Annotated in this window: 13 protein-coding genes and 4 tRNA genes; all 17 read right to left on the bottom strand. The window is 67.1% G+C overall.

What is annotated here, in order from left to right; all coding sequences use genetic code 11:
- Positions 1-6: 6 nt before the first annotated feature.
- On the bottom strand, positions 7-4,134 hold the full coding sequence (gene rpoB / locus ACWA7K_RS19495) for a DNA-directed RNA polymerase subunit beta (protein ID WP_456210227.1): 4,128 nt from the start codon (positions 4,132-4,134) through the stop codon (positions 7-9).
- 352 nt (positions 4,135-4,486) lie between these two features.
- Positions 4,487-4,867: a 50S ribosomal protein L7/L12 gene (rplL, locus tag ACWA7K_RS19490; protein ID WP_305751393.1), complete on the bottom strand. Its 381-nt coding sequence runs from the start codon at positions 4,865-4,867 to the stop codon at positions 4,487-4,489.
- Positions 4,868-4,906: 39 nt separating this feature from the next.
- On the bottom strand, positions 4,907-5,431 hold the full coding sequence (gene rplJ, locus ACWA7K_RS19485; protein WP_305751394.1) for a 50S ribosomal protein L10: 525 nt from the start codon (positions 5,429-5,431) through the stop codon (positions 4,907-4,909).
- 320 nt (positions 5,432-5,751) lie between these two features.
- Positions 5,752-6,465, bottom strand: a complete 714-nt coding sequence (gene rplA / locus ACWA7K_RS19480; RefSeq protein ID WP_456163413.1) for a 50S ribosomal protein L1 — start codon at positions 6,463-6,465, stop codon at positions 5,752-5,754.
- Position 6,466: 1 nt separating this feature from the next.
- Entirely contained in the window at positions 6,467-6,898 is a 432-nt protein-coding gene (rplK, locus tag ACWA7K_RS19475; protein ID WP_456163411.1) for a 50S ribosomal protein L11, read from the bottom strand.
- Between the two features lie 165 nt (positions 6,899-7,063).
- The gene (gene nusG, locus ACWA7K_RS19470) at positions 7,064-7,639 is read right to left on the bottom strand and encodes a transcription termination/antitermination protein NusG (protein ID WP_456163409.1); all 576 of its coding nucleotides are present in this window, start codon (positions 7,637-7,639) and stop codon (positions 7,064-7,066) included.
- A gap of 58 nt (positions 7,640-7,697) precedes the next feature.
- Positions 7,698-8,081, bottom strand: a complete 384-nt coding sequence (secE, locus tag ACWA7K_RS19465) for a preprotein translocase subunit SecE (RefSeq protein WP_456163407.1) — start codon at positions 8,079-8,081, stop codon at positions 7,698-7,700.
- Positions 8,082-8,209: 128 nt separating this feature from the next.
- Positions 8,210-8,285, bottom strand: a tRNA-Trp gene (locus ACWA7K_RS19460).
- 14 nt (positions 8,286-8,299) lie between these two features.
- Entirely contained in the window at positions 8,300-9,490 is a 1,191-nt protein-coding gene (gene tuf / locus ACWA7K_RS19455) for an elongation factor Tu (protein ID WP_456163405.1), read from the bottom strand.
- A 61-nt stretch (positions 9,491-9,551) separates the two neighbouring features.
- Positions 9,552-9,626, bottom strand: a tRNA-Thr gene (locus ACWA7K_RS19450).
- Positions 9,627-9,712: 86 nt separating this feature from the next.
- Positions 9,713-9,786, bottom strand: a tRNA-Gly gene (locus tag ACWA7K_RS19445).
- Between the two features lie 103 nt (positions 9,787-9,889).
- Positions 9,890-9,975, bottom strand: a tRNA-Tyr gene (locus tag ACWA7K_RS19440).
- A 106-nt stretch (positions 9,976-10,081) separates the two neighbouring features.
- Positions 10,082-10,804 (bottom strand): uracil-DNA glycosylase, encoded by a 723-nt coding sequence (locus ACWA7K_RS19435; protein ID WP_456163403.1) that lies wholly within the window; start codon positions 10,802-10,804, stop codon positions 10,082-10,084.
- A 20-nt stretch (positions 10,805-10,824) separates the two neighbouring features.
- The gene (gene trpC / locus ACWA7K_RS19430; protein ID WP_456163401.1) at positions 10,825-11,616 is read right to left on the bottom strand and encodes an indole-3-glycerol phosphate synthase TrpC; all 792 of its coding nucleotides are present in this window, start codon (positions 11,614-11,616) and stop codon (positions 10,825-10,827) included.
- A gap of 10 nt (positions 11,617-11,626) precedes the next feature.
- Positions 11,627-12,676, bottom strand: coding sequence for an anthranilate phosphoribosyltransferase (gene trpD, locus ACWA7K_RS19425; RefSeq protein ID WP_456163399.1), 1,050 nt, complete (start codon positions 12,674-12,676; stop codon positions 11,627-11,629).
- Positions 12,677-12,697: 21 nt separating this feature from the next.
- The gene (ltaE, locus tag ACWA7K_RS19420) at positions 12,698-13,789 is read right to left on the bottom strand and encodes a low-specificity L-threonine aldolase (RefSeq protein WP_456163397.1); all 1,092 of its coding nucleotides are present in this window, start codon (positions 13,787-13,789) and stop codon (positions 12,698-12,700) included.
- Positions 13,786-14,364, bottom strand: coding sequence for an anthranilate synthase component II (locus tag ACWA7K_RS19415; protein WP_456163395.1), 579 nt, complete (start codon positions 14,362-14,364; stop codon positions 13,786-13,788). Before ACWA7K_RS19415 ends, ltaE begins: the two co-directional genes overlap by 4 nt.
- Positions 14,365-14,372: the final 8 nt, after the last annotated feature.

Genomic DNA, 14,372 nt, shown 5'->3' with positions numbered 1-14,372 from the left:
CTGTGCTTAGTTGCGCTCGAGCTCGATGTCGATGCCGAGCGAACGGATTTCCTTCACCAGCACGTTGAACGACTCGGGCATGCCCGCGTCGATCGAGTGCTCGCCCTTGACGATGTTCTCGTACACCTTCGTGCGGCCGTTCACGTCGTCGGACTTCACGGTGAGCATTTCCTGCAGCACGTAGGCTGCGCCGTAGGCCTCGAGCGCCCACACTTCCATCTCACCGAAGCGCTGACCACCGAACTGCGCCTTGCCGCCCAGCGGCTGCTGGGTGACGAGCGAGTACGGGCCGGTCGAACGGGCGTGCATCTTGTCGTCGACCAGGTGGTGCAGCTTCAGCACGTGCATGTAGCCGACCGTGACCGGGCGCTCGAACTGCTCGCCGGTGCGGCCGTCGCACAGCCAGGCCTGGGTGCGCGTGGGCGTCAGGCCCTTGCGCGCGGCGATGTCGTCCGGGTAGGCCAGCTTCAGCATGCCGCGGATCTCTTCTTCCTTGGCACCGTCGAAGACCGGCGTCGCGAACGGCACGCCCTTGGCGAGGTTCGAGGCCATCTCGAGCACTTCCGTGTCGGTCAGGTCGTCGAGCGTCTCGGGCTTGCCACCGGACTGGTTGTAGAGCTCGTCCAGGAACTTGCGGATCTCGGCCACGCGGGCCTGTTCCTGCAGCATGTCGCCGATGCGCTGGCCGATGCCCTTGCCGGCCCAGCCCAGGTGGACTTCCAGCACCTGTCCGACGTTCATCCGCGAGGGCACGCCCAGCGGGTTCAGCACGATGTCGGCAGGCGTGCCGTCGGCCATGTAGGGCATGTCCTCGATCGGGGTGATCTTGGAGACGACGCCCTTGTTGCCGTGACGGCCGGCCATCTTGTCGCCGGGTTGCAGGCGGCGCTTGACGGCCAGGTAGACCTTGACCATCTTCAGCACGCCGGCGGGCAGCTCGTCGCCCTGCGTCAGCTTCTTGCGCTTCTCCTCGAAGGCGAGGTCGAAGCTGTGGCGGGTCTGCTCGAGCGAGTTCTTGATCGACTCGAGCTGGTTGGCGACCTCGTCCTCGGCCGGGCGGATGTCGAACCAGTGGTACTTCTCGACGTCGGCCAGGTAGGCCTTGTCGATCACCGTGCCCTTGGCGATCTTGCGCGGACCGCCGTTGGCGACCTTGCCGTTGAGCAGCTTCTCGATCCGGTCGAAGGCGTCGGCCTCGACGATGCGCAGCTGGTCGTTGAGGTCCAGGCGGAAGCGCTTCAGCTCGTCGTCGATGATCTGCTGGGCGCGCTTGTCACGGGTGATGCCTTCACGGGTGAAGACCTGCACGTCGATGACGGTGCCGCTGGTGCCCTGGTCGACGCGCAGCGAGGTGTCCTTCACGTCGGACGCCTTCTCGCCGAAGATCGCGCGCAGCAGCTTCTCTTCCGGCGTCAGCGTGGTCTCGCCCTTCGGCGTGACCTTGCCCACCAGCACGTCGCCGGGGTTGACCTCGGCGCCGATGTAGACGATGCCCGACTCGTCCAGACGAGCCAGCTGCTGCTCGCTGAGGTTCGGGATGTCGCGGGTGATGTCCTCGGGGCCCAGCTTGGTGTCGCGGGCCATGACCACCAGTTCCTCGATGTGGATCGAGGTGTAGCGGTCTTCGGCGACGACACGTTCGCTGATGAGGATCGAGTCCTCGAAGTTGTAGCCGTTCCAGGGCATGAACGCGACCAGCATGTTCTGGCCGAGCGCGAGCTCGCCCAGGTCGGTCGACGCACCGTCGGCGATCACGTCGCCGGCACCGACCTGGTGGCCGCGGCTGACGATCGGACGCTGGTGGATGTTCGTGTTCTGGTTCGAGCGGTGGTACTTGATGAGGTTGTAGATGTCGACGCCCACCTCGCCCGCGACGGTCTCCGCGTCATTGACGCGGATCACGATGCGGTTGGTGTCGACATAGTCCACCACGCCACCCCGGCGGGCCGTCACGACGGTGCCCGAGTCGACCGCGGCGACGCGCTCGACACCGGTGCCGACGAAGGCCTTCTCGGGACGCAGCACCGGCACGGCCTGGCGCTGCATGTTGGCGCCCATCAGCGCGCGGTTCGCGTCGTCGTGCTCCAGGAAGGGCACCAGCGAGGCCGCCACCGACACGATCTGCGTCGGCGCCACGTCCATGTACTGGATGCGCTCAGGCTGCGTCAGCACCGATTCGCCCATCTCGCGGGCCGACACCAGCTCGTCGATCAGCTTGTTGTCCGCATCGAGCTTGGCGTTGGCCTGCGCGATCACGTACTTGCCTTCCTCGATGGCCGACAGGTAGTCGATCTGCGAGGTCGCCTGGCCGTCCACCACGCGGCGGTACGGGGTCTCCAGGAAGCCGTACTCGTTCAGGCGCGCGAACAGCGCCAGCGAGTTGATCAGGCCGATGTTCGGACCTTCCGGGGTCTCGATCGGGCAGACACGACCGTAGTGGGTCGGGTGCACGTCGCGGACCTCGAAGCCGGCGCGCTCGCGGGTCAGACCGCCCGGGCCCAGGGCCGAGACACGACGCTTGTGCGTGATCTCGGACAGCGGGTTGGTCTGGTCCATGAACTGCGACAGCTGCGACGCACCGAAGAACTCCTTGAGCGCCGCGCTGATCGGCTTGGAGTTGATCAGGTCGTGCGGCATCAGGGCTTCGGTCTCGGCCTGGCCCAGACGCTCCTTGACGGCCTTCTCGATGCGGGCAAGACCCGAGCGGTACTGGTTCTCGGCCAGTTCGCCCACGCAACGCACGCGACGGTTGCCGAGGTGGTCGATGTCATCGACCTCGCCGTTGCCGTTGCGCAGGTCGACGAGGATCTTGACGACGTCGAGGATGTCCGCGTTGGACAGCGTCATCGCGCCTTCGGAGCCTTCGCGGCCCACGCGGGCGTTGAACTTCATGCGGCCCACGCGCGACAGGTCGTACGTGTCGGCGCTGTAGAACAGGCGGTTGAACAGGGCCTCGACCGCGTCCTCGGTCGGCGGCTCGCCGGGGCGCATCATGCGGTAGATCGCCACGCGCGCGGCCAGCTGGTCGGCCGTCTCGTCGCTGGCCAGGGTCTGGCTGATGAAGGCGCCCTGGTTCAGCTCGTTCGTGAACAGCGTCGGCAGGTCCTTGATGCCAGCCGAACGCAGCTTCTTCAGCAGCGTCTCGGTGACTTCCTCGTTGGCCTTGGCCACGATCTCGCCGGTGTCCGCATCGACGATGTTGCGGGCCACCACGCGGCCGATCAGGAAGTCTTCCGGCACGCTGACGTGCTGGGTCTCGGAGGCATCGAGCTGGCGGATGTGCTTGGCCGTGATCCGCTTGTCCTTCTCGACGACGACGTTGCCGTTCTTGTCGGTGATGTCGAAGCGGGCGACTTCACCCTTCAGGCGTTCGGCGACGAACTCCATCTGGGCACCGCTGTCCATCAGGCGGAAATTGTCGAACTTGAAGAAGTTCGCCAGGATCTGCTCGGGGTTCAGGCCGATGGCCTTCAGCAGGATCGTGACCGGCATCTTGCGACGGCGGTCGACGCGGAAGTAGAGGATGTCCTTCGGGTCGAACTCGAAGTCCAGCCAGGAGCCGCGGTACGGGATGATCCGGGCGCTGAACAGCAGCTTGCCCGAGCTGTGGGTCTTGCCCTTGTCGTGCTCGAAGAACACGCCCGGCGAGCGGTGCAGCTGCGAGACGATGACACGCTCGGTGCCGTTGACGATGAACGAGCCGTAGTCGGTCATGAGCGGCACTTCGCCCATGTAGACCTCCTGCTCCTTGATCTCCTTGACGACCTTGGACTGGCTCGTGGAAGCCTCGCGGTCGTAGACGATCATCTGCAGGCGGGCCCGCACCGCCGCCGCGAAGGTGAGGCCACGCTGCTGGCACTCCCGCACGTCGAACGGCGGCTTCGCGATGTTGAACTCGATGAACTTCATCTCGACAAACCCGTTGTGCGAGACGATCGGGAACGCCGAGAGGAACGCAGCCTGCAGGCCTTCAGGCTTGCGCTGCTTCGGGGGCACGTCCTTCTGCAGGAAAGCGACGTAGCTGTCCTTCTGCATGGTCAGCAGATAGGGAACGTTCAGCACGCTCGCGCGCTTGCCGAAGCTCTTGCGGATACGCTTGCGCTCGGTGTAGCTGTAAGGGGTAGCTTGCGCCATCTATCACTCCGTGTCGAACACCACCATCGGGCCAGGACGGTGCATCGTTCGGCGACTGGCCTGGGCGGGCGCACGTCCCCGGGTGGATTGGGGGGACGGCCCGTTGCTTGGTGGCTGGCCACTACCAGCCGCTGGCGGACAGACGGCGCATTGCACGCCACCTCGACCAAACCGGTTCTCCGCAGTCGGTTCAGAGAACACTTGAAAAGACCGTCGAGGATAGCCTCGGCGATGTTTTCAGGTGCTCTCCGGGGCAAAGCCCCGGAATTCGTGCCGACAAGCACGAAAAGGCTGGCCCCGGAGGACCAGCCTTTCAAGCCATTCAGCGCAGCGACGAGTCGCGCACGCCGGATTACTTGAGTTCGGCCTTGGCGCCAGCTTCTTCGAGCTTCTTCTTGGCGGCTTCGGCGTCGGCCTTGGCGATGCCTTCCTTGACGGGCTTCGGAGCGCCGTCGACCAGGTCCTTGGCTTCCTTCAGGCCCAGGCCCGTCAGTTCGCGCACGGCCTTGATGACCGAGACCTTGTTGGCGCCGGCTTCGAGCAGCACGACGTTGAATTCGGTCTTCTCTTCGGCGGCCGGGGCGGCAGCGCCACCCGCAGCGCCACCGCCGGCGACGGCGACGGCAGCGGCGGACACGCCGAACTTCTCTTCAACGGCCTTGACCAGGTCGTTGAGTTCCAGGACGGTCATGGTGTCCAGGGCAGCCAGGAAAGCGTCTTTGTCGAAAGCCATGTTGGGCTCCTAAATGCAGTTGATTCGTGTGTGAGGGGGTCAGGCCGTCGCAGCTTCGGCAGCGGGCTCTTCGGCGCCGCCACCCTGCTTCTTGGCCACTTCGGCGAGCACGCGTGCCAGGCCGGAGACGGGGGTCTGCAGCAGGCCGAGCAGCTGGGACAGCAGCACTTCCTTGCTGGGCACGTTGGCCAGGGCCTTGACGCCATTGACGTCCAGCACCTTGCCGCCGAATGCACCACCCTTGATCACCAGCTTGTCGTTCGTCTTGGCAAAGTCGGAGATGACTTTGGCCGCCGCCACGGCGTCTTCGGAGAAGCCGTAGATCAGCGGACCGACGAATTGGGCCTCGGCCACTTCAAACTGGGTGCCGGCAACAGCACGGCGAGCCAGCGTGTTCTTCAGCACGTGAAGATACACACCCTTCTCGCGCGCGGTCTTGCGCAGGGCATCCAGATGAGCGACGGTGAGGCCACGGTACTCGGCCACCGTCAAGGTCTGTGCCTTGGCCGCCTGGGCCTGCACTTCCTCGACAACGGCAGCTTTCTCGTTGCGATTGAGACTCAAGGTCCACTCCTTCAAAACGCGGGCCGTCGGGGACTTTCATCCCCGGCCGGTCCGCACCGGTTTCAGCGACCTTGCCGTTCAGGCACCCGAGAGGGTCGAGACCCTCACACGAAAACCCTTGCGGCGGGACCGCCATCTGCGCTGGTTGCCGCACCCCGGAGGCATGCCCCCGATCGGCGTTCGATTAAGCGGGGCCGTCGCCCTGCACCAGCGGTCTTGGATGGCCTGTCGAACCACGTCGCGAGACGCCGGGCCGACAGCCCACCAATCTGTTTCGGGACCGCACCAGACTCGCGCCGCCCCGTGATCCGATCAGAGGATCAGTTCTGTGCGGCCATGCCCGACGTGATGCTGCCGACGTCCACGCGGACGCCCACACCCATCGTCGACGACACCGCGACCTTGCGCAGGTAGACACCCTTGCTGGTCGCCGGCTTGGACTTGTTCAGGGCGTCCAGCAGAGCCTGCAGGTTGCCCTTGAGCTTGTCGCTGTCGAACGAGCGACGGCCGATCGTGCCGTGGATGATGCCGGCCTTGTCGACGCGGTACTGGACTTGGCCAGCCTTGGCGTTCTTGACGGCGGTGGCGACGTCCGGGGTCACGGTGCCGACCTTCGGGTTCGGCATCAGGCCGCGCGGGCCCAGGATCTGGCCGAGCTGGCCGACCACGCGCATCGCGTCCGGCGAGGCGATCACGACGTCGAAGTTGATGACGCCGTTCTTGACCTCGGCAGCCAGGTCGTCCATGCCGACGATGTCGGCACCGGCGGCCTTGGCTTCTTCAGCCTTGGCGCCCTGGGCGAACACGGCCACGCGCTTGGTCTTGCCGGTGCCGTTGGGCATCACGACGGCGCCACGCACCACCTGGTCCGACTTCTTGGCGTCCACGCCGAGCTGCACGGCCACGTCGATCGACTCGTCGAACTTGGCGGCGGCGAATTCCTTGACCAGCGTGATCGCGTCGTCGATGGCGTAGAGCTTGGTCGTCTCGATCTTGCCCTGCTGCGCCTTCTGGCGCTTCGTCAACTTGGCCATGTCAGACCCCTTCCACGTTGATGCCCATCGAACGGGCCGAGCCCGCGATGGTCTTGACGGCGGCGTCCATGTTGGCGGCCGTCAGGTCCTTCACCTTGATCTTGGCGATCTCTTCCAGCTGAGCGCGGGTCAGCTTGGCGACCTTCTCGACGTGGGGGCGCGACGAGCCCTTCTCGATCTTGGCGGCCTTCTTGAGCAGCACCGTTGCCGGCGGGCTCTTGAGGATGAAGGTGAACGACTTGTCGGCGTAGGCGGTGATGATCACCGGCAGCTTGAGGCCGGGTTCCATGCCCTGGGTCTGCGCGTTGAACGACTTGCAGAACTCCATGATGTTCAGACCGCGCTGGCCCAGCGCCGGGCCGATCGGGGGCGACGGGTTGGCCTTGCCGGCCGGCACTTGCAGCTTGATGTAGCCGACGATTTTCTTTGCCATGATGGCTCCTCGAGTTCGAACGCCCGCGCCCTTCAGACCTGCCCTCCGCGTGGAACGCGGCGACCGGACCGAGGCAGCGCCAGCTCCTCGTCATGGACCCGTTGTGTGGATCAACCCCAGGCGACGGGTCCTTCACGCCTGGAGCCGAGAAAACTCAGGTCCTGCTCAGACCTTCTCGACCTGGTGGAAGTCGAGCTCGACCGGCGTCGCGCGACCGAAGATGGTCACCGAGACGCGCAGCTTGTTCTTGTCGTAGTTGACCTCTTCGATCGAGGCATTGAAGTCGGTGAACGGACCTTCCTTGACCCGGACGACCTCGCCAACCTCCCACTCGACCTTCGGCCGGGGCTTCTCGATGCCTTCCTGCATCTGGTTGACGATCTTCATGACCTCGTCCTCCGAGATCGGCGTCGGACGATTCTTGGCACCACCGACGAAACCGGTGACCTTGCTGGTGTTCTTGACCAGGTGCCACGACTCGTCGTCCATCAGCATCTCGACCAGGACATAGCCCGGGAAGAAGCGGCGCTCGGTGACGGCCTTCTTGCCGTTCTTCATCTCGACGACCTCTTCGGTCGGCACGAGGATGCGGCCGAACTTCGACTGCATGCCCGAACGCTCGATGCGCTCGCGCAGGTTGCGCTCGACAGCCTTCTCCATGCCCGAATAGGCATGCACGACGAACCAGCGCATCGGGCTGGCGGCAGGAGCGGTCGGAGCGCTGGAAGTGGAGTCGGTCATCGCGGAGTCCCTGGTCTTTGGTGGTGGCGGTGGGCGTCTGGATCGGCAAGGGCGCCGATCAGTGCTTCCAGCCGAGGATCAGGTCGTAGAACAGCCACTCCAGCGTCTTGTCCGTCAACCACAGGAACAACGCCATCACGACGACGAACGCGAACACGTAGGCCGTCATCTGACCGGCCTCCTTGCGCGCAGGCCAGACCACCTTGCGCAGCTCGCGCACGGACTCGCGGCCATAGGCGATCAGCGCCTTGCCCTGCTCGGCCGTGAAGAACGTGGCCACCGCGCCGGCCAACAGCACCAGCAACGCAGCCCACTGGGCCAGCGAGCCCTGCTTGCTCAGCGCGTAGAACGCCACGATCGCGCCGACGACCAGCACCGCCGCGACGGCCAGCTTGGCCTTGTCAGCGCCGGTGGAGACGGTTTCGACTTCTTGACTGGACATGTGATTCCAACGGTCAGGCAACACGATCACCGGGATCGCGGCCATCAGCAGCAAAGCCCGCCGGGGCGTAGACGTCCCGCGGGCCTCGTTCGAGTCGGGTGGCAACCCGCCAGATCAATCGGCGGGTGTGGCAGGGGCAGAGGGAATCGAACCCCCAACCTTCGGTTTTGGAGACCGACGCTCTGCCAATTGAGCTATACCCCTGCGGCCGACTCTGATTACTCGATGATCTTGGCAACGACGCCGGCGCCGACGGTGCGGCCGCCTTCACGGATGGCGAAGCGCAGGCCTTCTTCCATCGCGATCGGGGCGATCAGCTTGACGGTGATCGACACGTTGTCGCCCGGCATGACCATTTCCTTGTCCTTCGGCAGCTCGATCGAGCCGGTCACGTCGGTCGTGCGGAAATAGAACTGCGGACGGTAGTTGTTGAAGAACGGCGTGTGGCGGCCGCCTTCTTCCTTCGACAGCACGTACACCTCGCCGGTGAAGTGCGTGTGCGGCTTGATCGAAGCCGGCTTGCACAGCACCTGGCCGCGCTGCACGTCTTCGCGCTTGGTGCCGCGCAGCAGGATGCCCACGTTGTCGCCAGCCTGGCCCTGGTCCAGCAGCTTGCGGAACATTTCCACGCCGGTGCAGGTGGTCTTCTGGGTGTCGCGGATACCGACGATCTCGATTTCCTCGCCGACCTTGATGATGCCGCGCTCGATACGGCCGGTCACCACGGTGCCGCGGCCCGAGATCGAGAACACGTCTTCAACCGGCATCAGGAAGGCGCCGTCCACGGCGCGCTCGGGCGTCGGGATGTAGCTGTCCAGCGCATCCGCCAGCTTCATGATGGCCTGCTCGCCCAGCTCGCCCGTGTCGCCTTCCAGCGCCAGCTTGGCCGAGCCCTTGACGATCGGGGTGTCGTCGCCGGGGAAGTCGTACTTGCTCAGCAGCTCGCGGACTTCCATTTCCACCAGCTCCAGCAGCTCGGCGTCGTCCACCATGTCGGCCTTGTTCAGGAAGACGATGATGTAGGGCACGCCCACCTGGCGGCTCAGCAGGATGTGCTCGCGGGTCTGGGGCATCGGGCCGTCAGCGGCCGAGCACACCAGGATCGCGCCGTCCATCTGCGCGGCGCCCGTGATCATGTTCTTGACGTAGTCGGCGTGTCCCGGGCAGTCCACGTGCGCGTAGTGACGGTTGGCCGTCTCGTACTCGACGTGCGCGGTGTTGATCGTGATGCCGCGAGCCTTCTCTTCGGGCGCCGCATCGATCTGGTCGTAGGCCTTGGCCGTGCCGCCGAACTTCTTCGACAGAACGGTCGTGATCGCCGCCGTCAGCGTGGTCTTGCCGTGGTCGACGTGGCCGATGGTGCCAACGTTGACGTGCGGCTTGGTCCGTTCAAACTTTTCTTTGGACATGCTCAGACTCCTGATTGCGCCGATCACGCGATCGAGCAAGAAAGAAGAGAAGGAAAGAAAGTGGTGCCCATGGCGCGGATCGAACGCGCGACCTCTCCCTTACCAAGGGAGTGCTCTACCACTGAGCCACATGGGCATCGACACAGGTTTGCACGCAGGACGCACAAACCGATGCCGACGGCATCACCACTCTTCAACCCACCGCAGACCACCCGAAGGTGCTGGAGCGGGAGACGGGAATCGAACCCGTGCCATCAGCTTGGAAGGCTGAGGTTCTACCATTGAACTACTCCCGCCCGACCCAAACGATCCGGTCCGCAACCTCTTCCTGCAGGCCCTCCGATCAACCCCGCGCACTGGCCAAGGTCAACCGGACAACCCGTCGAATGAGGTCCGCTCTGGTGGAGGAGGCTGGATTCGAACCAGCGTAGGCGTAAGCCAACAGATTTACAGTCTGCCCCCTTTAGCCACTCGGGCACCCCTCCGGAGCGAGCCCGCGAGTTTATCACGCGATTCAGTTCGCGCAATACCCCGCCGACAGATCGTGATGATGACGCCGTCCTGCGACAGGACGATGTCGGTCCGCCGCGCTCAACGCAGCCGCCAATCGACGCCCTGGCGACCCTGCGCCCGCAGCCACGCATCGGCGCGGCCGAACGGGGCGCTGCCGACGAAGGGCACGGGCGGACGGCGGGCCGACAGCGGCGACGGGTGGTTGGACGTCAGCACCGCGTGCCGCCCGCCACCCCGTTCCTCAACCAGCGCCTGCTTGCCCTGCGCATGGGCGCCCCACAGCAGGAAGACCTTCGGGGCGACATCCGCCGCCAGCGCGGCGATCAGCGCATCCGTCAGCCCCTGCCAGCCCAGCTTCGCGTGACTGGCGGGGCGGTCCGCCTCGACCGTGAGACAGGTGTTGAGCAGCAGCACGCCCTGCCCGATCCAGCTCGCGAGACTGCCATGCCCCGGCGGTGCATGGCCGAGTTCGCGCTGCAGTTCGGCGTGGATGTTGCGCAGGCTGGGCGGGATGCGCACGCCCGGTGCGACCGAGAAGGCCAGCCCTTCGGCCTCGCCCGGGCCGTGGTACGGGTCCTGCCCGAGGATGACGACCTGGACCTCGCCCGGCCCGCCGGTCTCCAGCGCCCGCAGCGGCCGGGCCGGGTAGACGACCGCACCGGCCGCCACCCGCGCATCGACCGCCGCGCACAAGGCCGCACCAGCGGGCGTGGCCAGCCAGGCATCGGTCACGCCGCGCCAGCCGGGCGAGACGCCCGCAAACGTGTCGCGCAACGGCGCCTCCAGCCGGTTGTCGAGCATCTGATCCGCGTCCCGCCCGTTCAGGCGAACAGCGCCGCCAGCGCCACGCCCGGGTCGTCGGCGCGCATGAAGGCCTCGCCGACGAGGAAGGCGTGGACGTCCGCCGCGCGCATGCGCTGCACGTCGGCGGGCCCGAGGATGCCGGACTCGGTCACCAGCAGGCGATCCGCCGGCACATCGGCCAGCAGGCCCAGCGTGGTGTCGAGCGTGACCTCGAAGGTGCGCAGGTTGCGGTTGTTGATGCCCACGAGCGGCGTCTTCAGGCGCAGCGCGCGCTGCAGCTCGGCGCCGTCGTGGACCTCGACCAGCACGTCCATGCCGTGCGCCATCGCGACCGCCTCGAGGTCGGCCATCTGCGCGTCGTCCAGACAGGCGGCGATCAGCAGGATGCAGTCCGCGCCCATCGCCCGGGCCTCATGGACCTGGTAGGCGTCGACCATGAAGTCCTTGCGCAGGACCGGCAGCGCGCAGGCCGCACGGGCCTCGCGCAGGTAGTCGGACGAGCCCTGGAAGTAGGACACGTCGGTCAGCACGCTCAGGCAGGCCGCGCCGTGGCGGGCGTAGCTGGCGGCGATCTCGGCCGGGCGGAAGTCGGCCCGGATCACGCCCTTGCTGGGGCTGGCCTTCTTGATCTCGGCGATCACCGCCGCCTGGCCGGCCGCGACCTTGGCGCGCATCGCGGCGACGAAGCCGCGCGTGTCGGCGCCGCGCGCCTCGGCCTCGTCGCGCCAGGACGCCTCGCTGCGCAGGCGACGGCCGGCGGCGATCTCCTCGTGCTTGGTGGCGACGATCTTCTGCAGGATGTCACTCATGTCGCGCTCCTCAGGCGGCCGGCTGGGTCGGCTGGTTCAGCGACTGGGTCAGCCGCACGAACGCGTCGAGCTTCGCGCCCGCCCGGCCTTCGCTGATGGCCGCGTCGGCCGCCTCGATGCCGTCGGCGATGCTGCGCACGACGTTGGCCGCGTACAGCGCCACGCCCGCGTTGAGCACGACGATGTCACGCGCCGCGCCGGGCTGGTTGTCCAGCACCGCCTTGAGCAGCGCCATCGATTCGGCCGGCGTCTCGACCTTCAGCGCCCGGCTGCTGGCCATGCGCAGGCCGTAGTCCTCGGGGTGGATCTCGTACTCGCGGATGCCGCCGTCGATCAGCTCGCCGACCAGCGTGGACGCGCCCAGCGAGACCTCGTCCATGCCGTCGCGGCCGTAGACGACCACCGCGTGTTCGGCGCCCAGGCGCTGCAGCGCGCGGGCCTGGATGCCGACCAGGTCGGGGTGGAACACGCCCATCAGGATGTGGGGCGCATCGGCCGGATTGGTCAGCGGGCCGAGGATGTTGAAGATGGTGCGCACGCCCAGTTCGCGTCGCACCGGGGCGACGTTCTTCATCGCCGGGTGGTGGTTGGGCGCGAACATGAAGCCGATGCCGACGTCCTCGATGCAGCGGGCGATCGCCGCCGGCGGCAGCGACAGGCTGACGCCGAGCGCCTCCAGCACGTCCGCGCTGCCCGACTTGCTGGAGACGCTGCGGTTGCCGTGCTTGCTGACGCGGGCACCGCAGGCGGCCGCCACGAACATGCTGCAGGTCGAGATGTTGAAGGTGTGCGAGCCGTCGCCGCCGGTGCCGACGATGTCGACCAGGTGCGCGCGGTCGCTCACCGGGACCTTGACGGAGAACTCGCGCATGACCTGCGCGGCGGCGGTGATCTCGCCGATCGTCTCCTTCTTGACGCGCAGGCCGATCAGGATCGCGGCCATCATCGGCGCGCTCATCTCGCCGCTCATGATGCGGCGCACCAGGGCCAGCATCTCGTCGTGGAAGATCTCGCGGTGCTCGATGACGCGGGTCAGCGCCTCATGGTCGGTGATGGGCATGGCGGGCTCGGTTCGTGGGGGTCAGTAAGGAGAGGCGGTGCGCGCGGCGGCCGGATCGGATCCGGCCTCGGCACCTGCCGCGAAGAAGGCGCGCACGGCCGCCACGGTGGCGTCGATGCCGGCGGCGTCGACGTCCAGGTGGGTGACGAAGCGCAGCCCGATCAGGCCGGTGGCCAGGATGCGGCGCTCGGCCAGCCAGGCCAGCAGCGCCGGGCCGCGGCCGTCGGCCACGTCGACGAAGACGATGTTGGTGGCGGCGCTGCGCACGCCCAGACCGTCGATGCCGGCCAGCCCGTCGGCCAGCCGGCGCGCCAGCCGGTGGTCGTCGTGCAGGCGTTCGACGTGGTGGTCCAGCGCATGGTCGATCGCGGCGGCCAGCAGGCCAGCCTGGCGCAGGCCGCCGCCGGCCATCTTGCGGATGCGGTGGGCCCGCGCGATCAGCTCGCGCGTGCCGCACAGCACCGAGCCGATCGGTGCGCCCAGCCCCTTCGAACAGCAGATCGAGACGCTGTCGAAGTGCCGCGTGATGTCGCGCAGCGCGGCGGTGATGTCGCCGCCCGGCCCGGCATTGGCGGCCGCCGCGTTGAACACCCGCGCGCCGTCGAGGTGGCAGGCCAGGCCGCGCGAACGCGCCAGCGCGGTCGCCTCGGCGAGGTAGTCGGCCGGCATGACGTGGCCGTTCCAGGTGTTCTCCAGGCACAGCAGGCGGCTGCGGGCGAAGTGCGCGTCGTCGGGCTTGATGGCTGCGGCGATGTCGGCCAGCGACATCCGGCCCTGCGCGTCCTGGGTCAGCGGCTGCGGCTGGATGCTGCCCAGCACCGCCGCGCCGCCGCCTTCGTAGCGGTAGGTGTGGGCGAGCTGGCCGACCAGGTACTCGTCGCCGCGCTGGCAATGCGCCAGCAGCGCGCAGAAGTTGCTCTGCGTGCCCGAGGGCATGAACAGCGCCGCCTCGAAGCCGGCCAGCGCGGCCATGCGGGCCTGCAGCGCGTTGACGCTCGGGTCGTCGCCGAAGACGTCGTCGCCGACGTCCGCACGCGCCATCGCCGCGCGCATCGCGGCGGTCGGGCGCGTGACGGTGTCGCTGCGCAGGTCGATCGTGGTGGTGCCGGTCATGCGCTCACCCGGCCTTGTTCCAGGAAGTTGCGCAGCATCGCGTGGCCGTGTTCGCTCAGGATGGACTCGGGGTGGAACTGCACGCCCTCGATCGGCAGGGTGCGGTGGCGCACGCCCATGATCTCGCCGTCGGCGCTGGTGGCGGTGACGACCAGCTCGGCCGGCAGCGTCGCCCGCTCGATCGCCAGCGAGTGGTAGCGCACGACGTTGAAACGCTCGGGCAGGCCGGCGAACACGCCTTGGCGGTCGGTCGTGATCGTCTCGGTCTTGCCGTGCATCTGGACCTGCGCGCGCACGATGTTGCCGCCCAGCGCGGCGCCGATGCTCTGGTGGCCCAGGCAGACGCCCAGGATCGGCAGCTTGCCGGCGAAGTGCCGGATGCTGTCGATGCAGATGCCCGCCTCGGCCGGCGAACACGGGCCCGGCGACAGCACCAGGCGGTCGGGCTGCAGGGCCTCGATCTCGGCCAGCGTGATCTCGTCGTTGCGGTGCACCCGCACGTCCTCGCCCAGCTCGGCGAAGTACTGCACGAGGTTGAAGGTGAAGGAGTCGTAGTTGTCGATCATCAGCAGCATGTCGTTCC

It is taken from the genome of Leptothrix mechoopdaensis (SeqCode) (assembly GCF_053893855.1).
Note: the sequence above shows the minus strand (reverse complement) of the source record. Positions and strands in the feature narration are given on the sequence as shown.

Coding starts and splice junctions, on each gene's coding strand:
- rpoB (WP_456210227.1), bottom strand. CDS start 4,134: ATGGCGCAAGCTACCCCTTACAGCTACACCGAGCGCAAGCGTATCCGC.
- rplL (WP_305751393.1), bottom strand. CDS start 4,867: ATGGCTTTCGACAAAGACGCTTTCCTGGCTGCCCTGGACACCATGACC.
- rplA (WP_456163413.1), bottom strand. CDS start 6,465: ATGGCCAAGTTGACGAAGCGCCAGAAGGCGCAGCAGGGCAAGATCGAG.
- rplK (WP_456163411.1), bottom strand. CDS start 6,898: ATGGCAAAGAAAATCGTCGGCTACATCAAGCTGCAAGTGCCGGCCGGC.
- nusG (WP_456163409.1), bottom strand. CDS start 7,639: ATGACCGACTCCACTTCCAGCGCTCCGACCGCTCCTGCCGCCAGCCCG.
- secE (WP_456163407.1), bottom strand. CDS start 8,081: ATGTCCAGTCAAGAAGTCGAAACCGTCTCCACCGGCGCTGACAAGGCC.
- tuf (WP_456163405.1), bottom strand. CDS start 9,490: ATGTCCAAAGAAAAGTTTGAACGGACCAAGCCGCACGTCAACGTTGGC.
- ACWA7K_RS19435 (WP_456163403.1), bottom strand. CDS start 10,804: ATGCTCGACAACCGGCTGGAGGCGCCGTTGCGCGACACGTTTGCGGGC.
- trpC (WP_456163401.1), bottom strand. CDS start 11,616: ATGAGTGACATCCTGCAGAAGATCGTCGCCACCAAGCACGAGGAGATC.
- trpD (WP_456163399.1), bottom strand. CDS start 12,676: ATGCCCATCACCGACCATGAGGCGCTGACCCGCGTCATCGAGCACCGC.
- ltaE (WP_456163397.1), bottom strand. CDS start 13,789: ATGACCGGCACCACCACGATCGACCTGCGCAGCGACACCGTCACGCGC.
- ACWA7K_RS19415 (WP_456163395.1), bottom strand. CDS start 14,364: ATGCTGCTGATGATCGACAACTACGACTCCTTCACCTTCAACCTCGTG.